Below are 18984 nucleotides of genomic sequence, written 5' to 3'. Positions count from 1 at the left end.
TTTACATGAATATTAAAACCAAACTCCAACTGTCCTTTATGATGTTCCTCGAGTTTTTTATCTGGGGTGGTTGGTTTGTTACTTTGGGTACTTTTTTGGGCAACAATTTGGAGGCCACAGCAGGACAATCGTCAATGGCCTTTTCCACACAGTCATGGGGAGCTATCATTGCTCCGTTCATTATCGGATTGATTGCCGACAGATACTTTAATGCCGAACGAATTTTAGGGGTACTGCACTTAATAGGTGCATTTTTAATGTACCAAATGTATCAGTCAACAGATTTTACGGCCTTTTACCCCTATGTGCTGGGTTACATGATCTTGTACATGCCCACATTGGCATTGGTAAATTCAATTTCATTCAACCAAATGAAAGACCCTGCAAAAGAATTTTCGAACATCCGCGTGTTCGGGACCATCGGTTGGATTATTGCCGGTCTGGTCATTAGTTATCTTTTTGTTTGGGATTCCCCAGAAGCGTTGAAAGCGGGAATGCTCAAAAACACATTTTTAATGGCGGGCATCGCTTCTGCTGTGTTGGGGCTTTTCAGCTTTACATTGCCCAAAACTCCTCCAACAGTAGACAAAAATGAAAAGGTGACCATTTCCGATATGTTGGGACTGGATGCGTTAAAGCTTTTAAAGGACAAAAACTTTTTGGTGTTCTTTATCTCATCCGTATTGATTTGTATCCCATTGGCCTTTTATTATCAAAACGCCAACCCTTTTCTGGCAGAAATAGGGTTGCCCAATCCAACGGGGAAAATGGCCATCGGACAAATATCGGAAGCACTGTTTATTCTTGCGCTGCCCTTTTTCTTTACCAAGTTTGGATTTAAAAAGACGATTTTGATAGGCATGTTGGCCTGGACCGTTCGTTATTTGCTGTTCGCTTACGGTAATGCAGACGAACTATCATTTATGCTTATCATCGGAATTGCATTACATGGTATTTGTTACGACTTTTTCTTTGTATCCGGACAGATTTATACCGATACCAAAGCAGGGGAAAAATACAAAAGTGCCGCACAAGGATTGATTACATTGGCCACCTACGGTGTAGGGATGTTAATAGGGTTCTGGATCGCTGGGTTAATAACCGATTCACTTACTTTGGAAGATGGGACTCACGCTTGGGATACTATTTGGATTTATCCGGCAGCGTTCGCAGCAGTGGTATTTATATTGTTTGCACTAATATTTAAAAACGAAAAAGTAGAATATAAATCTTAGATACAACCAAAAATCAACTAATACAAACATGAAAAATGTAAACAAAAATCAGCTATTTGTAGCGGCCTGTATATCGCTTGTCGTCACATCCATGACCTTTGCCATCAGGGCGGGTATTTTGACCCAACTAGGGGAAGAGTTTATGCTTTCCAATCAACAATTGGGTTGGATAAACAGTATGGGCTTTTTTGGATTCCCAATTGCAATGATCTTCGGTGGATTGCTCTACAATAAAATAGGGGCACGTAAACTCATGGTAACGGCATTTGTCTGCCACATGCTTGGATTGGTGCTCACTATTATGGCAGGAGGTTTCTGGACGCTAATTATATCCACCTTCTTTATTGGTTTTGCCAATGGTTCGGTCGAAGCGGCCTGTAACCCTATGATCGCCGATATGTTCACCAAGAACCGTACAGCTATGCTGAACAGGTTCCACGTATGGTTCCCCGGAGGAATCGTAATTGGCTCCCTTATCTCCAAGTTCATGACCGATTTTGGAATGGGATGGCAGTTGCAGATAGCAGTAATGCTGATACCAACACTTATCTACGGATACATGTTCTTTAAACAACAATTTCCGGAAAGCGAGCATATCGAAACCGATACCACAAAAAATATCAAAGGGCTGGCAGACCCATTGTTCATCTTTATAATGATCTGTATGACGCTCACCGCGATATCCGAATTTGGACCACAACAATGGGTGGAGCGTATATTGGGCAATTCAGGAGCAAGTCCAATGCTGGTGTTGGCCATGGTAACGGGTATTATGGCCATAGGCCGGTACTTTGCAGGCCCCATTGTACATAGGCTTAACCCCATAGGAGTGCTGGTGATGTCCGCTCTGGTCACCACCGCGGCGGTTTACAGCATGAGCGTTGCCGAAGGGTCGATGATTTATTTTGCTGCCATTCTTTTTGCCCTCGGAGTTTGTTATTTTTGGCCAACCATGATCGGGTTTACCTCGGAATACCTTCCAAAAACAGGGGCATTGGGAATGTCCTTGGTCGGAGGTGCAGGAATGTTCTCCACGGCCATTTGGCAGCCTGTAATCGGCGGATGGTTGGACAGCGCAAAGGAAACAGCCGTAGCGTCGGGGTTGACCGACCAGGTCGCAGAGTTGGCCGCAGGAAAGGCAACCTTGGGAAAAATGATGTTTTTCCCGCTGGCAGTATTGATTTTGTTTTCCATTTTGTTCCTTTTTAGAAAAAAACTGGAAGAACGAAGAGTACCACAAGGTCATACCGCAGAAGAAGTAGTATAATTATAAAATAAAATAACAGAAAATGCCTAAAAAGATTAGACTTGGAATTCTTGGAGGAGGAGGGGATTCCCTTATCGGAGTTTTACACAGAGTAGCCTCTTTCATTAATGACAATTATGAAATTGTAGGGGCGGTATTCAACCCAGATTTGGAAGATAGTATAGCGTTTGCCAAGGAAATTGACATTCCTACCAATCGCGTCTACAAAGATTTTGATACGCTTGTTGAAGAAGAGATGAAGCTCCCCGAAGACGAAAGAATTCAGGTGTGCTCCATTCTTACGCCGAACTTTCTACATTACCCAATGGCCAAAAAATTATTGGACAATGGTTTCCACGTTATCTGTGAAAAACCGATGACCACTACCTACGAAGAAGCCAAAATTCTTCAGGAAACCCTAAAAAAGGCGGGAACTGTATTTGCCGTTACCCATACCTATACAGGGTATCCGATGGTGCGTCAAATGCGTGAGATGATCAAGGAAGGAGTCATTGGAAAAGTACATAAAGTTGATGCACAATATTATCAAGGTTGGATGAACCCTATCATCCATGACAAGGAAAAACGCGGAACAGTATGGAGGCTCGACCCGAAAAAAGCGGGAATCAGTTCTTGTATGGGAGATATAGGGGTGCATGCTTTCAATATGATTGAGTATACGACCGGCTTGCAGGTACAATCATTGCTGTGCGATTTTAATTATATGTACGATGACAATGTGATGGACATGGATGGTACGGCCCTTATCCGTATGGACAAAAACGTAAAAGGGGTCATTAGGGCAAGCCAAGTGGCCACAGGAGAGGAAAACAACCTCACCATTGCCATTTATGGTCAAAAGGGAGGCTTGAAATGGGAACAGGAAAACCCCAATTACCTCTACAAATTGAACGACCCAGAACCATTGCAGGTGTACAAACCGGGACATGAATACAATTCTGACCTATCCTTGGATGGAACCAAATTACCTCCTGGACACCCCGAGGGTATTTTTGATTCCATGGCCAATATTTATTTGGGCGTGGCAAGGGCCATCCGCGGCGAAGAATACAATAGCGGAGAGTTCCCGACCATGTTGGATGGAGTTAGAGGCCTTAATTTTATTGAGAACACCGTAGCTTCACACAAACAAGGAAATGTTTGGGTGGACATGGATTGATCTATGGACCTAAAAATTAGACATGATGGCTGCCCTATGGGCGGCCATCATTTTTTATAAAGCATCTCAAATTCCTCAAAAACCACGATCATACTCTCGGTAGGTTTTGTGCCTAGTTCAGAAAGTTCACGGGTGTAATGGTCCCAATGTGTTTTTTTCCAGTGTTCCAAACTTTTATCCCCCTCGCCCTCTAGGCGAGCATGCTCTTCCCGAATACTAAAAAAGGGCAGTAGTTTAACGGCAGTGGTACGAATAACGCACTTGGCATTGCCCTCCCAATCGGTAACCACGTAAAAATCTCCGATTTTGGGCAAAGCTTCATTGCGTAGTTGAATCCCTTTTAAAGAATGGGTAGTGGCCCTTTTGATTTCTTTGCAAACCAAATCGGCACACAGATCGGCATCTTTTTCATTATCACAAAAATGAATCACTTTGGGCGCATCTTCAGAAGCAAATTCCAAATGGGCATCCAAAAAGTCGCCCCACAGATTTCGGGCAGAAGCATTTTCCATAAGTAGTGTTTAAAAAAAAACTCTAAGCTGTTTTAATTGTTAATGAATCCCTATATTTATGTCTTACTACATGAGACATAAAATTAGCATAGTTTTTTTCTTAAATATAGAGGATAAATCCCAATTAAATTGGGATTTCCAAATTTCTTAAAATTAAATTCAATGAAAACAATTAAAGGACCAGCCGTGTTCTTGGCGCAATTTGTGGACAGTAAAGCTCCGTTCAATACCTTGGACGGTATGTGTAAATGGGCCTCGGATTTGGGGTACAAAGGAATTCAAATACCAACTTGGGAATCCTTCCTGATAGACTTGGACAAAGCGGCCGAAAGCCAAGATTATTGCGACGAGTTAAAAGGAAAGGTCAATTCGTACGGATTGGAGATCACAGAACTATCCACCCACTTGCAAGGGCAATTGGTAGCAGTGCATCCCGCTTACGATATTATGTTCGACAACTTTGCGCCCGAAGCATTGCACGGAAAACCCAAGGAGCGTACCAAGTGGGCCATTGAGACCGTAAAAAAGGCCGCGACAGCAAGCCGAAGGTTGGGACTTAACGCGCATGCCACATTTTCTGGGTCATTGCTTTGGCACACGGCCCACCCATGGCCACAACGACCAGCTGGCTTGGTAGAGATGGGCTTTGAGGAGTTGGCGAACCGCTGGATGCCCATCCTAAACCATTTTGATGAAGAAGGTGTAGATGTATGTTACGAAATCCACCCTGGCGAAGATCTCCACGATGGGGATACCTTCGAGCGCTTTTTGGAAGCAACTGGTAATCACAAAAGAGTGAACATTCTGTACGATCCAAGCCATTTTGTATTGCAGCAATTGGATTACATTACCTATATCGATCATTACCACGAGTTTATCAAATCGTTCCACGTAAAGGATTCAGAATTTAACCCAACGGGCAAAAAAGGAGCCTTTGGCGGGTACAACGATTGGGGCGATAGAGCAGGGAGGTACCGTTCCTTAGGCGATGGTCAGATAGATTTTAAGACCATTTTCTCCAAATTGACCCAGTACGGTTGCGATGTTTGGGCCGTAATGGAATGGGAATGCTGCATAAAAAGTCCAGAACAAGGTGCTCGTGAGGGAGCAAAATTTATACAAGATCACATTATAGAGGCCACCACAAAAACTTTTGACGATTTTGCAGGTGCTGAAACTGATAAAGAAAAACTTAAAAACATATTGGGATTATGAGAAAATCGATATTATTCGTAGCCCTTGCCATTGCTTTTGCATGTAAGGACAAATCAAAAGAAACTAAGGAAGAAGCTGTAGAAGAGGTAACCGAGATGGTTGAAGAAGAGGAATCTGAGTGGATTACTTTGTTCGATGGAACCAGTTTTGATGGTTGGCACATGTACAATGGAGGAGAAGTTACCGAACCTTGGAAACTCGAAGATGGCGCCATGGTTTTTTATCCGCCAGAGGAGCGGCCCGAAGGTGCCAACTATAACTTGGTGACGGATGAAGAGTTTACCGATTTTGTGCTTACCATGGATTGGAAAATTGCCGAAGGCGGAAACAGCGGTTTCTTTTGGGGAGTGAAAGAAGATGAAAAATACGGACAACCTTACTTAACCGGACCAGAAATACAGGTTTTGGACGATGAAAGACATCCTGATGCACAAAATGGGGAAGACCGATTGGCAGGTTCTTTGTACGATATAATCCCTCCATCGGAAAATGTGGTGAAGCCTGCAGGGGAATGGAATTCCGTGGAATTGATGATCAATCACAAAACCAACCAAGGCCATGTAGTTTTGAATGGGACCAAGATAGTTGAGTTTCCAGTGCAAGGCCCAGAATGGGACAAGCTGGTGGCCAATTCAAAATTTGCCGATTGGGAAGATTTTGCAGCCTTTAAAACAGGCAAAATTGGATTACAAGACCATGGAGATGTGGTAGCCTACAGAAATATCAAAATAAAAGAACTTTAAAATGAATAGAATCAAGATTGCCCTTACGTTGATGACATTTTCAATGGGGCTGTTCACATTTGGGCAAGAAGTAGAACCAACTACGCCAGAAGAAACCGAATTTTATAAACCCGTACCACCAAAAGTGACCCCTGGCGAAGATGGAGCCCCACCAAGCGATGCCATTGTACTTTTTGATGGCACCTCCTTGGACAAGTGGATCAGTTCTGTGGACAGCACTGCCGCCAAATGGATATTGAACAAGGATGGTAGCATGACGGTGAACGATAGGACAGGAGACATTCAGACCAAGCAAAACTTTGGAAGTATCCAGCTTCATATCGAATGGAAATCACCCGCAGAAGTACAACGCGATGGTCAAAACAGAGGTAATAGTGGCGTATTTTTAAATGGTTTGTATGAAGTCCAAGTACTGGACAACAACGATAACGACACTTACGTTAACGGTCAAGTAGGTTCTATTTACAAACAACATGTGCCTTTGGCCATGGCATCTGTACCTACAGGAGAATGGAACACCTACGATATAATTTACCATGCTCCCGAGTTTGAGAAGGGGCAAAAAGTGAAATCTGGAACCTTAACGGTAATCCACAATGGTGTGTTGATTCAAGATCATGTGGAGATAAAAGGAACCACCCCTTACATTGGTTGGCCCAAAAACCCACCACACGGCAAAGGGCCACTTAGGCTTCAAGATCATGGCGACAACAGCAGGGTCAGTTATAGAAATATTTGGGTGAGGGAGCTGGATTAGCTCCCTTATTACTATTTTACTGATACAGAATCTCCAAGAGCCAAAACCTATTTTGGTTACCTTTGGCAAAATTTATCATTTATATATGATTCAATCCATGACAGGCTATGGGAAGCATGTAGTTCAGCTTCCTTCCAAAAAAATAACCATTGAGCTCAAATCGCTCAACAGCAAGAGTTTGGATATCAATGCCAGACTTCCCCAATTCTATAGGGAAAAGGAACTGGAATTGCGCAAAATGATCGCTGGTGCCTTGAACAGGGGCAAGGTAGACTTTAACCTTTATGTTGAAATTACGGGAGAGGAAACTACAGCAGAGGTCAACAAAGGTGTGGTAAAGAATTATATGGAACAATTGGCCGATATTGTCAAGGGCGACGATATAAAATTGATGGAAATGGCATTGCGCATGCCCGATACCCTCAAAACCGATAAGGACGATATTGACGAAGAGGAGTACAAGGCGATAATCGAAGCCATGGACGAAGCCCTTTCCAAAATTGTTGAGTTCCGAAATGAAGAAGGAAAGGTGCTGGAAGCCGATTTTGTGGCCAGGTTGAAGAATTTAAACGAACTTTTGGAAGCCGTAAAAGCCATGGACCCTGAGCGCTTGGGAACGGTAAGGGAGCGATTGGACAAAGCGGTGGCCGATCTTAAAGTGGAATTGGATGCCAATAGATTTGAACAGGAACTGATCTATTATCTTGAAAAGTACGATATCACAGAAGAAAAGGTTCGCCTGGCGAACCACCTAAAATATTTTGAGACCACCTTAAATTCCGATGACTCCAATGGCAAAAAATTAGGTTTCATTTCCCAAGAAATAGGGAGAGAGATCAATACCATTGGTTCCAAGGCCAATTATGCACCCATGCAACAATTGGTGGTACAGATGAAGGATGAACTGGAAAAAATAAAGGAACAAATGCTCAATGTATTATGACAGAAGGCGGTAAACTTATTATTTTCTCGGCACCCTCAGGTAGTGGGAAAACTACGATTGTGAAGTATCTACTGGATCAGCCAGAACTGAACTTGGCGTTTTCCATATCAGCAACTTCCCGCCCTCGAAGGGGAAAGGAAAAGAATGGGGTTAATTATTACTTTATGTCGGTTTCCCAATTTAAAAGGCACATCAAAGACGGTGATTTTTTGGAATGGGAAGAAGTGTACCGGGATAATTTTTATGGTACTCTTAAAAGTGAAGTAGAGCGTCTTTGGGCCGAAGGGAAAAACGTGATTTTTGATATTGATGTTTCTGGCGGACTTAGAATTAAAAAGAAGTTTCCGGAGAAAACATTGGCCGTTTTTGTAAAACCTCCCAGTGTTGATGAACTTAAAATCAGACTGAAAAAAAGAAGTACCGAAAGCGATGATAAAATCAATATGCGGATTGCCAAGGCATCCGTGGAGCTGGCCACAGCCCCTCAGTTTGATAAAATCATCAAGAACTACGACCTCGATGTAGCTCTTAATGAGGCCCATAGATTGGTCGCCGAATTTGTTGGGGCCGAGATGCCCCCTAAAGAAGATTAGAACATGAAAAAGGTAGGGCTCTTTTTTGGGACCTTTAACCCTATACACATAGGCCATTTGGTCTTGGCGAACCATCTGGTGGAGTTTTCCGATCTGGATGAGGTTTGGTTCGTAATTACCCCACAAAGCCCGTTTAAGGTGAAGCAATCCCTTTTGGAGAATAACCACCGTTATCAAATGGTGTTCGAAGCGGTTCAGGATTACCCCAAGTTAAAACCCAGTAAAATAGAGTTTGATCTTCCCCAGCCCAATTATACCACCAATACCCTGGCCCATTTGGATGACAAATACGGAAAAGACCATCAATTTTCGCTGATTATGGGGGAAGACAATCTAAAAAGCTTCCATAAATGGAAGAACTACGAGGCTATTTTGGAACATTATTCCATTTATGTGTATCCTAGAGTTTCGGACGGTAATATTGAGCATCAATTTAAGGGACACCCAAAAATTACCAAGGTGGATGCGCCCATCATGGAAATATCATCGACTTTTATCCGCAAAGCACACAAAGCAGGTAAAAATGTTCGTCCCATGCTCCCGCATTCCGTTTGGAAATATATGGATGAAATGAATTTTTACAGATAGCGCTATTTTCTTGCGGTAACCACCCCTACCATGCTATCTGCCGTTCCGTAATACAGATACCAAACATTTTTGAAGAGTACCAAGCCCTCCAGAAAGGTAGTACCATCTTTATATTGGCCTGATTTTTCAAAAGGCAATTCGGGTTTTATAAAAGGTTTCTCGGTACGGTCCAATAGCTTCCAAGGTTCTTGGGCATCAAAAAGGGCCTGCCCTCCTGTATAGATTCGATTTCCAAGCTCCTTTACTCCAATATTTTGTGAATTCCCTGCGTTGTAGAGCACCACAATACCATTATCTGTTAGTAGTGGAGGTGGACCTGCTTCCACTAGCCAAGAATCGAAATAACCGGGCCTAGGGCTTAAAACAGGCGCCAGTTTGCCTTCGTAGGTTTCCACGGGCTCCCAATCTATCATATTGGTTGATGTGGCCAGCCAAATATGGGGCACACCATAGTACATCCAATATTTACCATCAATCTTTGCAGCAACCAGTTTACCATCCTTAAGTGCTGTTACAATGGCTCCCGATTTGGTTTCTTTTTCGTGATAAACACCATTTTTATAGTTTTGGAATACCGGTCCATGCTTTTCCCAATGTATTAAATCTTTTGAGGTGGCAACGGCAAGCTTGGGGACTTTACGGTTCCATTGTGTATAGGTAAGAACATACAATCCATCTTCTGTCTCAACTATGCGTGGGTCTTCAATACCGCCTGGCCATTCATTAATTTTTTGATTGTCGTTTTTTGGGTAAAATACAGGTTGTGGCCATTTGTTGTAGAAAGTACCATCCGCCGAAGTGGCCATTCCAATTCGGGAACGGTGCCCACCGATTTCTTTCTCCCCCAATTTTTCTTCGGCCCGGTATAGCACATAAATGGAATCGTTTTTGGCAATAGCTGCTGGGTTAAACGTGGCCATGGATTCCCAATGGACGATTTTTTGCGTTATGGGGTCTTTAAAGGTAGATGTACTATCTTTCTGTAAAATAGGCTGGGCATTTTTGGGGCGTTCAAATGGCCCCAACATCCAATCTTTTTCTTTGTTTTGGGAAAACAGGCCAGTGCATGTAAATAAAAGAATGCACAATTGAAAATACGTTGTTCTCATCAATATTAAATTTTTTCCAGGGTATCAGTGCCTAAATACTTATCACCCTTATTAAGGTACCATGCTCTTGTTTTGGGCATTTTTATACCGTTGATTTCCTCTAATCCAGTCAAAAGGATATATTCACCATCATTTTTACTTTCATCGTGAAAAAATTGATAGACTTCCATGGCGTAGGTTGTTGGGTCAAAATAAAAATACCATGTATCGGTGCCTACTTCAGCATCGTAGGTAACTTTTAAAACCACATATTTTTTGCCCTTGAAAGTCTTGTTGTAAACTTTGGGATCTAAATGTGTTCCCGGGTCATTCAACTTCATGGGAAGTCCGTAGAGGTAGGTGTAGTAATCTTTCATAAAGTTGCCACGTTCACAATTCAGTTGAAATTCTTCGGCCTCTTCTTCGGAAAAGTCTTCGCTTCCGTTCAAGGTGATTTCGCAGGAACCTCTGTTAAATTCATAGGCATAGGAATTGCCTTTTTGCTCAACGTTCAAGCTAAACTCTTGTTTGGGAAAGTCCACTCCAATGATGCTTGTGCGTTTTGGACGGCTTGGGGTTTCCATCACCACTTTAAAAGTGGTCTTTAGATTTTCCCAATTGCCGTTGGGGTCGTGGAACGCAATGGCCTTTTCCAGAACTTCATCTGCAGAAAGGGATTGTGCATGACTTGGCGCACTGAACAATACACTTACCAATAAAAGAACAAGGCAATACCTTCTCATACCAAAAAATTAATAGTTGATATGAGAAAGGTACTATTTTATTTCATCTCTATTGTGGCAGGTTCAACAGAACTATCATGTTCGCGGTAATACTGCTCCAAAAGATTCATCATGGCTGTGATCAAATCCCTTGTTTCGAGTAAAATGGAGAAGTATAGCGTAGTGTTTTTTGGGCTCGATTCCTCGGTTCTTGTCCTGGATACTTGGATGTCAATTTTTTGTGAAACCAAATCATACAGCTCTTGTTTGGAGTCCAAAATGACACCTATTTGTTCAAAGGATCGTTCTTCGAATGCTTTTTGGGTACTATTGAAAATTTCTTCCAACTTATGGTCGATCTCCTTTAGCTCCTTGATTTGGTTATATTTTAATTTTTTGTGATTGTTATTGACATGGTTGTAACTAACCTTCCCAATATATTCCAAGGATTGTGACATATCGGTCAGGTATCCCATAATATTGATGTAAAAATTACTGGCACCTATATGGGCTTCCTCCAGGTTTTTGATAAAATAGAAGGTATGTTCCCTTAAATCTTCTATTTCCATTGCAAGTTTATTGCCTTGTTTCTTGTTCTTTTTTAAAGAGTCCAGTGCTTGTTTGGCAAGCCCGTTGATGGAGTTGGTATAGATTTTATTGCTCCGTTTTATTACATTGGCAATATTGGCGGCGCTTTCTTCTATAACTCCTTGGATAGAGCTGCTCTCCGCTTTTCTTAAGCGATCTTCGACCTTTATTTCCTTTGATTTTTTGTTATAGGAAATATAGTTTCTTACCAAAAGGAGAATAGCGGCGAACAATAGTATGGAGATGGCTGCTCCTTTTCCAAAGCTTATGAGTGCCAAAATTACTCCAGAGGCCAAGAAAGCAATGATAGCGGTACTGAACCAACCAGCAATTACGTTGAGTACACCGGCTACACGATATACGGCACTTTCTGCTCCCCATGCCCTATCGGCCAACGAGGTACCCATGGCCACCATAAAGGTTACATAAGTGGTGGATAGCGGCAATTTGTAGGATGTGGCAATTGAAATCAATATGCCGGCAACCATCAAGTTTACGGATGCCCTGATCATATCAAAAGCAGGTAGTTGCAGTATTTTGTCCTTTGATAGGTTTACGGTAGGTTTTTCGAAACGCTTATCAATTTTATTCTGTATAGATTTTGGTACCGCTGTGGATGCCCAAGTGGATAAACCTATGGAGAACCTAACCAACCCCCTGGATAAAAAATTGGGCTGAAACTTTTCTTTGGCCTCACCCTCACGGGACAGGTTTATCTCGGTATCGGCCACGTATCTTGCTTTTTTGGACAACCAAAGTGTCACCACCATAATCATTCCGGAAAGGAACAATAGTATTGTTGGGGTTTCGACTTTAGTGGCCAAGATTCCCATACTAAATTCAGAGGCCGCGACTCCCGAACCAACCCATGCTTGGTATGATTGCCATGCCGCGATGGGTACACCGATAAAGTTAACAAGGTCGTTTCCGGCAAAAGCTAGGGCCAAGGCAAAAGTTCCCACTCCAATGATCACTTTGTACATATTGACTTTAGCAAACTGGATAAGTAAATAGGATAGGAGGGCCCAAAAGGCAAAGTTGATCAATGCTACCTTGTAAATTTCGGTCTCCAAAAAGTCTTTAATTGTAATACCTCCAATAAAACCATAGGTTTGATCGGCAAAAGGAGTTCCTTTTATACCTTTCAATAATATAAAATAGGATATCGCCGATAGTGCTATTCCGGCAAAAATAGCTCCGACCCACTTTGCTTTTTTCTGAAATTGATAGGATAACAGCACCCTTGATACCCATTGTACAAAGGCACCAATGGTAAAGGCTATTACCACTGAGGACAGTATGCCAATGATTATCTCGATGGCCTTGTCAGTGTTGATATAATTGACAACATCGGAGAAACTACCGTTTACATCCGCTATTTTTAATATGGCCATGGCCACGGCCGCACCCAAGAGGTTGAAAACTATGGAAACTGTGGTGGAGGTGGGCATTCCCAATGTGTTGAAGAAATCCAACAACAGAATGTCCGTTATCATCACGGCCATAAAAATGAACATGATTTCGTCAAAGTAAAACTCGCCAGGGTTAAATATACCCTTTCTGGCAACTTCCATAAGACCGCTTGAGAAAATGGCACCACATGCAATTCCCAAGCTGGCAACAATCATAATGGTCTTAAATGAAATGGCCTTGGAGCCTATGGCAGAATTAAGAAAGTTAACTGCATCATTGCTTACACCAACAACAAGGTCTGCTATGGCTAAGATGCCCAAAGCGACCAGAATTAAAAAATAAATGTTGTCCATAATTAAAATTCAGAAAAATTTTTCAAATATCTAGAGAAATGACCTTTTATTAAGTTATGTTAAGGTTATTTTTTAGAAATGTACTTCAACTTGTAAACGATACATTAATGTATCAAATCCTTCATCTATGTTTAAATAGCTTAAATCGCTTTGCACCTTTAACTTATGGCCAACAATATATTTTGAGAGACCTAAAGTGTATTGTGTTTCAGGTGTTTTTCCGGTTATGCCGTAATCCAATTTAATGTTGGTGTATCTGCCAGATACTTCCCAATTGTTGTTAAACAGGTAACCCGATTGAAGGTTAAGTCCTCTCCCCACTTGCACAACATCCCCTGTTTCGGTGTTGTCCGAGTTTATGGCTATTGGGTTGTCCGCATCACGATTTGCATATTCGCCCATCAGGGAAAATCCATTGTACTTGAACATAAAATCCAAAAATAAGGTAGAGATATTGGTTTGGTAGAGCCCGGTATCATTGAACATAAAGTTTCCCATGTTGCTTCGGGTTTTTACGGCATTGTTATTTAGATCGTATGTGGCTGCGACCATTAATTTTGGGGTAGCTTCTCGGCTTAGGTCAGCTCCTTTATAATCCCCTTTGTTTGTGAACTTTCCAAAGGGCAATAACTCTAGTCTTGTGGTGTATTGATGCCCTCCTAGGTTACCTTCGGTAACATTTCTTCCATCGCCTTGGGATAAGGCGAATTTTTCGCGCACCAAAAATTTGTTGCCCAAATAAAAATGATGTCTAAGCTGAAAGCCCATATCCCTGTCAATAGTAAACCTGCTGTTTAATAAGGACCGATCTACTTGTTGAAGGTTTCCCGATGAGATGACCCTTTCAATATTGCCCGGCAACTTTGTTTGTCCAAACCAAAGCTCAAAGTTTTGGTAAAAATTCCACATTACAACAGCATCTAAAATGTATCGAGGTGTATTTCTTGTAAATTCGGAGCCTCCAGAAAGATCCCTATTGGAAAGGCCAAGCTCTATTTTATACTTGAGTTTTGGGGAATAGGCAAAACCATCAAATTTTAACCGGGCTCGCCTCACCAAAAAATTCTGTTCTGGGCTGGCAAATTTGTTTTCACCATCGTCTGTCCAACTAAAATTGGATAATATTTGCATTCTTGTCCCCACCTTCATGGACCAAGTACTATCTTTACCAACTATGTTAAGCAAGCCTTTGCCAAACTTTGTTGAGGAAATCTCTTGGGCATAAGAAAATTGTGCGTATGTAAATATTAAGAAGAAGCCGATTAAGGCTAACTTTTTGGTATTCATAACGGTACTAGTTTTTGTCGCTGCAAATAACCGTACTCAATGTTAAGTTAACATTTCCTCTATGTTATTTTAAGGATGTTATTTTTAATAAAATGGCTACCTTTTAAAAGGTAGCCATTAGATTTCTGAGAATAGTCGACAAAAACTAATATCCGTAAAAGAAATCCTTGTCAAAATTGGGTTATCCAAATTTCTTTACTGTAATTTTAAGTTTAAGTAATCATTAAGCATTGCTTACTAAGGTGATATCCAGTTTTCTTGGTGTATAATCTAGGTTAAATGTATATTGCGCCTATAGTTAAGTATGAACTGGGAACAATTACTTTCTTTAAAACGTCAGGGCGACACTGGTAAACGATTACGCAAGGAACAGAACGAGACCCGTTTGGGTTTTGAGGTGGATTACGACCGGATTATTTTTTCGTCCGCTTTTAGGAGCTTGCAGGACAAGACCCAAGTGTTTCCAATGCCCATAGCCGTTGGCTCCCAAAAAGATTTTGTACACACTCGCCTTACCCATAGTTTGGAGGTATCGGTGGTAGGAAGAAGCCTTGGACGTATTGCAGGACAGCAAATTTTGACCAAATACCCGTTTTTGTCCGAAGTGCACGGCCACCATTTTAATGATTTTGGAGCTATAGTTGCCGCTGCGGCCCTTGCCCACGATATTGGCAACCCTCCATTTGGGCATAGTGGGGAAAAGGCTATTGGCAATTATTTTAAACAAGGCAAAGGAAAGCAGTACGAGGATATTCTGACCGCAGCGGAATACCAAGACCTTATTGACTTTGAAGGCAATGCCAATGGTTTTAAACTCTTGACCGAATCTCGCGAAGGCGTTCCTGGAGGTCTCCGGTTGAGTTATGCCACTTTGGGCGCATTTATAAAATACCCAAAAGCCTCTTTGCCCAAAAAACCATCCAAAAGCATCGTGGATAAAAAGTTCGGGTTCTTTCAATCGGAGAAATCATTTTTTAATGAGCTAGTGGAAGAAATTGGCCTTTTGCCCAACCCGAATCATCCGGAAACAGGATTTTTGAGACATCCGCTTACCTATTTGGTCGAGGCTGCCGACGATATCTGTTACACTATCATCGATTTTGAAGATGGAATCAACTTGGGGCTCATTCCGGAGGAATATGCGTTGGAGTATTTGATCAACTTGGTGAAGGACAACATCAACACCAAAAAGTATAATGCCATGACCACCTCAAGCGACCGTTTGAGTTATTTGAGGGCACTTGCCATTAGCACCTTAATCGGGGACGCCGTGGATGTTTTTGTGAAGAACGAGGATAAAATCCTTGATGGAGCGTTTGATGTTTCTCTGTTGGACAAAGGAAAATACAAGGCTCAGGTAGCCGACATCATTAAGTTGAGCGTGGAGAAAATCTATCAATCTACCGAAGTGGTCGATAAAGAACTGGCAGGTTACCGTATAATTTCGGACCTGTTGGACATGTACACTACGGCTTTGATCAATGTAAAAAAAGGGGAGGACACCAATTATGACCGATTGCTCATCAAAAGTTTACCCAAAAACTATCAGAATACAGATACTTCGATGTATAAAATATTGTTGGATACCAGTTGTTTTGTGGCTAGCTTATCCGATAGTGCAGCGGTACACATTCATGATAAATTAACGGGGCGAAAAATCTAAAACAGGCTCTAAAACGAATAGAGCAATCCCACGCCCAGTAACTGTTTAAACTGTATACGGGCTATGCCAGGGTTTATAACTGTGCCGTCCTCTGCAATCTCCTCATCAAATTTTGTATCATCATCAAAGATGAGGTGGGTGCCGATATTGGCATTGAGATACTCGTTCACCTTAAGGTTAAAGTTCAATTCCCAGTCAACATCAATGTTTCCAAAACTGCTTATATAATCGGTATACAGATTGATTCGGTGGTTCATCAAAACATTTCTTGCGATTTCGGTTTCCCACGAATTGGTTATCAAAAAACCAAGTTCCAAAAAAACACTTTTACCTTCTTCAACACCAAATGCACCTTGATTGGAGAGCACTTCGTCCAGAACAAAAGTGGATTTCATGGTAGCAGGTGAAATATAGAGGTTGAAGTTGTCCTTGGGCGGGATATAGGATGTACCAACACCGACAAACAGATATCCAGGGGCCATAAATCTGGAAATCGGGTTTTCTCTATCGGGATATTTATAACCATTGGAAAACTGGGTCCGTAAATTTGCTTTAACGGAATAATACCAGTTAGTGATGGTGTCTTTTCTAAAACTTAGGGTGGTGGACAATCGAATCTGGTCGTCCGTTTTTCTTAGTTTCCTCCCTTCTTGTGCATTGAGACCGTATCTAAGTTGAACCTCGTTGTTCCAGTTTAAATATCGGAACTTATAATTTCTGGCAAAATCTGCACTTGCAAGTGCCGAAACAGAGTTGTCCCCCCCTGCATTCCAGTTCACAAAAGCTACTTCGCTAATGTTAAGTCCAAATTTGTTCACTTTTTTCCAGAATGATGTGGGCTTGAAACGGTTGTACCAAATACTCAAAGGTTTTACACGGTTAAGAACGGTACGTGGGTCGGTGAGCTTGGCACTTCTTGTAAGATATTTTAGTTTAACATCTTTGATGCGAACAATTTTAAAACCGGCATCGGTACTGTCGGGTTCAAAAACCTTTAAACGGGTTATCTGTGCATTGGCAGACAGGAAAACAGTAAGGAATAGAATCAAAAAACAATTTATTCGCATTGGTCTAAGGTTGATTGTATGTATGAATGTATTGTATCAAAATCTATACCAGCCAATTGATGGGTCTCGGGTATGGTACCATGCTCAACAAATTGATCGGGAACTCCAAATATTTTAACAGGTTTTGACAATCCCTCCTTATTGGCGAATTCCAAAACAGCAGAACCAAAACCTCCTGTTTTGGTACCATCCTCTACAGTAATAATGTACTTATATTGGGTAAAAATAGTATGTAGTGCATTCTTGTCCAAGGGTTTTACGAAACGCATATCGTAATGGCCAACTTTTTCGGAACCATCTAAATTTTTAATAAGGTCGGCGATAGTGTTACCTATGTGACCTATGGTAAGTACCGCTATTTCAGAACCTTCTTTCAAACATCGGGATTTACCAATTTCAATGCGCTCAAAATCATTCCTCCAATCAATGTTCGCTCCCCGACCTCTAGGGTATCGTATGGCAATGGGATTATTTAGCCCCAATTGTGCGGTGTACATGATGTTTCGGAGTTCCATTTCGTTCATTGGAGCAAAAATGATGAAGTTTGGAATGCAGCGTAAATAGGCCATATCAAAAACACCGTGATGGGTCGGGCCGTCCTGTCCTACCAGTCCTGCACGGTCCAAACAAAAAATAACCGGAAGCTTTTGTAGGGCCACATCATGTATCACCTGGTCATAGGCCCGTTGTAAAAAAGTGGAATAAATATTACAAAAAGGCACTAAACCTTGTGTGGCCATTCCTGCAGCCAAGGTAACGGCATGTTGCTCGGCTATCCCTACGTCAAAGGCACGGTCGGGCATTTGGTCCATCATAAATTTTAGTGAGCTGCCACTGGGCATGGCAGGGGTGATTCCAACAATATTTTTATTTTTTTTGGCCAATTCCACTATGCTGTGTCCAAAAACATCTTGATATTTTGGAGGTTCATTCTGCCCAGATTTTTTCAGACGTTCCCCGGTAAGCTTGTCAAACTTTCCAGGAGCATGGTACACCACTTGATCTTCCTCAGCCTGTTTCAGCCCTTTCCCCTTTGTAGTGATGATATGAAGCAACTTTGGTCCCTCCACATGTTTTAGGCGTTCCAGTTCCTTGACCAAGGCTTTTATATCATGTCCATCAATAGGACCCGAATAGTTGAGGTTAAGACATTCAAAAATATTTTCGTCCTTGGCGGTACCTGCCTTTACATTGGTGAGATATTTTTTTAGGGCCCCAACGCTGGGATCGATTCCAATGGCATTGTCATTGAGCACGATTAATGCGTTTACATGGGTCACTCCGAGATGGTTCAATCCTTCAAAGGCCATTCCGCTGGCAATGGAGGCGTCGCCCACCACGGCAATGTGCTGTTTGGTATAATCGCCTTTTAATTTGGATGCCATTGCCATTCCCAATATGGCCGAAATGGCGGTGGAACTATGTCCCGTTCCAAAATCGTCGTATTCGCTTTCGGTTCTTTTTGGAAAACCACTAATTCCGCCCAACTGTCGATTGGTTTCAAAGATTTCCTTTCGTCCGGTCAAAATTTTATGCCCGTAGGCTTGGTGGCCCACATCCCAGATAAGTTTGTCGTTGGGAGTATTGAACACATAATGCAGGGCAATGGTAAGTTCCACCGCCCCTAAACTTGCGCCTAAATGTCCTTCTTTGGTGGAAACAATATCAATAATAAACTCCCTTAATTCTTGGGCGAGTTTGGGCAGCTCATATAAAGGTATTTTTTTGAGGTCTTCGGGGGATTCGATATGTGGTAACAGCCTTTTCAATGGATAAAAAACAAAAGTATTG

General features: G+C 41.9%; 17 protein-coding genes. 10 read left to right on the top strand and 7 right to left on the bottom strand.

Features of this window, described 5'->3' with window-relative positions:
• Positions 1-5 precede the first annotated feature (5 nt).
• The 3 genes from GO009_RS00280 to GO009_RS00270 are packed head-to-tail and all read left to right on the top strand — an operon-like array spanning position 6 to position 3661.
• Entirely contained in the window at positions 6-1235 is a 1230-nt protein-coding gene (locus GO009_RS00280; protein WP_163624149.1) for a nucleoside permease, read from the top strand.
• A gap of 28 nt (positions 1236-1263) precedes the next feature.
• Positions 1264-2502 (top strand): sugar MFS transporter, encoded by a 1239-nt coding sequence (locus GO009_RS00275; protein ID WP_163624148.1) that lies wholly within the window; start codon positions 1264-1266, stop codon positions 2500-2502.
• Between the two features lie 22 nt (positions 2503-2524).
• Positions 2525-3661 (top strand): Gfo/Idh/MocA family protein, encoded by a 1137-nt coding sequence (locus GO009_RS00270; RefSeq protein WP_014032846.1) that lies wholly within the window; start codon positions 2525-2527, stop codon positions 3659-3661.
• Positions 3662-3708: 47 nt separating this feature from the next.
• Here the strand turns inward: GO009_RS00270 and GO009_RS00265 are convergent, their stop codons facing one another.
• The gene (locus GO009_RS00265) at positions 3709-4173 is read right to left on the bottom strand and encodes an ASCH domain-containing protein (protein ID WP_014032847.1); all 465 of its coding nucleotides are present in this window, start codon (positions 4171-4173) and stop codon (positions 3709-3711) included.
• 162 nt (positions 4174-4335) lie between these two features.
• Between GO009_RS00265 and GO009_RS00260 the strand changes: the two genes are divergently transcribed.
• The 6 genes from GO009_RS00260 to nadD all read left to right on the top strand — a co-directional run bounded on the left by GO009_RS00260 (position 4336) and on the right by nadD (position 9012).
• Positions 4336-5388, top strand: coding sequence for a sugar phosphate isomerase/epimerase (locus tag GO009_RS00260; RefSeq protein ID WP_163624147.1), 1053 nt, complete (start codon positions 4336-4338; stop codon positions 5386-5388).
• Positions 5385-6131, top strand: a complete 747-nt coding sequence (locus tag GO009_RS00255; RefSeq protein ID WP_163624146.1) for a DUF1080 domain-containing protein — start codon at positions 5385-5387, stop codon at positions 6129-6131. Before GO009_RS00260 ends, GO009_RS00255 begins: the two co-directional genes overlap by 4 nt.
• A 31-nt stretch (positions 6132-6162) precedes the next feature.
• A complete protein-coding gene (locus tag GO009_RS00250) occupies positions 6163-6888 on the top strand; it encodes a DUF1080 domain-containing protein (protein ID WP_239057361.1) in 726 nt (241 codons plus the stop codon).
• An 85-nt stretch (positions 6889-6973) separates the two neighbouring features.
• Positions 6974-7831 carry a YicC/YloC family endoribonuclease gene (locus GO009_RS00245; RefSeq protein ID WP_014032851.1) on the top strand — a complete coding sequence of 286 codons (858 nt, stop codon included), beginning with the start codon at positions 6974-6976 and terminating at the stop codon, positions 7829-7831.
• Positions 7828-8424 carry a guanylate kinase gene (gene gmk / locus GO009_RS00240; protein WP_163624144.1) on the top strand — a complete coding sequence of 199 codons (597 nt, stop codon included), beginning with the start codon at positions 7828-7830 and terminating at the stop codon, positions 8422-8424. The genes GO009_RS00245 and gmk overlap by 4 nt, the downstream gene beginning before the upstream one ends.
• Before the next feature lie 3 nt (positions 8425-8427).
• Positions 8428-9012, top strand: coding sequence for a nicotinate (nicotinamide) nucleotide adenylyltransferase (gene nadD, locus GO009_RS00235; protein ID WP_163624143.1), 585 nt, complete (start codon positions 8428-8430; stop codon positions 9010-9012).
• Positions 9013-9014: 2 nt separating this feature from the next.
• Here nadD and GO009_RS00230 read toward each other — a convergent pair whose 3' ends face one another.
• The 4 genes from GO009_RS00230 to GO009_RS00215 form a co-directional block, all read right to left on the bottom strand.
• Entirely contained in the window at positions 9015-10121 is a 1107-nt protein-coding gene (locus GO009_RS00230) for a glycoside hydrolase family 130 protein (RefSeq protein WP_203532232.1), read from the bottom strand.
• A gap of 5 nt (positions 10122-10126) precedes the next feature.
• Complete coding sequence (locus GO009_RS00225) at positions 10127-10843, bottom strand: DUF6503 family protein (protein ID WP_163624142.1); 717 nt, start codon at positions 10841-10843, stop codon at positions 10127-10129.
• Positions 10844-10881: 38 nt separating this feature from the next.
• On the bottom strand, positions 10882-13176 hold the full coding sequence (locus GO009_RS00220) for an inorganic phosphate transporter (protein ID WP_163624141.1): 2295 nt from the start codon (positions 13174-13176) through the stop codon (positions 10882-10884).
• 72 nt (positions 13177-13248) lie between these two features.
• Positions 13249-14463: a porin gene (locus GO009_RS00215; RefSeq protein ID WP_163624140.1), complete on the bottom strand. Its 1215-nt coding sequence runs from the start codon at positions 14461-14463 to the stop codon at positions 13249-13251.
• A gap of 304 nt (positions 14464-14767) precedes the next feature.
• Between GO009_RS00215 and dgt the strand changes: the two genes are divergently transcribed.
• Positions 14768-16126, top strand: coding sequence for a dGTP triphosphohydrolase (gene dgt / locus GO009_RS00210; RefSeq protein WP_163624139.1), 1359 nt, complete (start codon positions 14768-14770; stop codon positions 16124-16126).
• 8 nt (positions 16127-16134) lie between these two features.
• Here dgt and GO009_RS00205 read toward each other — a convergent pair whose 3' ends face one another.
• On the bottom strand, positions 16135-17193 hold the full coding sequence (locus GO009_RS00205; protein WP_163624138.1) for a DUF3078 domain-containing protein: 1059 nt from the start codon (positions 17191-17193) through the stop codon (positions 16135-16137).
• Complete coding sequence (locus GO009_RS00200; RefSeq protein WP_203532230.1) at positions 17184-18962, bottom strand: 1-deoxy-D-xylulose-5-phosphate synthase; 1779 nt, start codon at positions 18960-18962, stop codon at positions 17184-17186. Before GO009_RS00200 ends, GO009_RS00205 begins: the two co-directional genes overlap by 10 nt.
• Between the last annotated feature and the right edge of the window lie 22 nt (positions 18963-18984).

The sequence above is a fragment of the Allomuricauda sp. TY007 genome (assembly GCF_010468565.1).
Taxonomy (GTDB): Bacteria; Bacteroidota; Bacteroidia; order Flavobacteriales; family Flavobacteriaceae; genus Flagellimonas.
The sequence above is the reverse complement of the archived record's forward strand: the minus strand, read 5'-3'. Positions and strand labels throughout refer to the sequence as shown.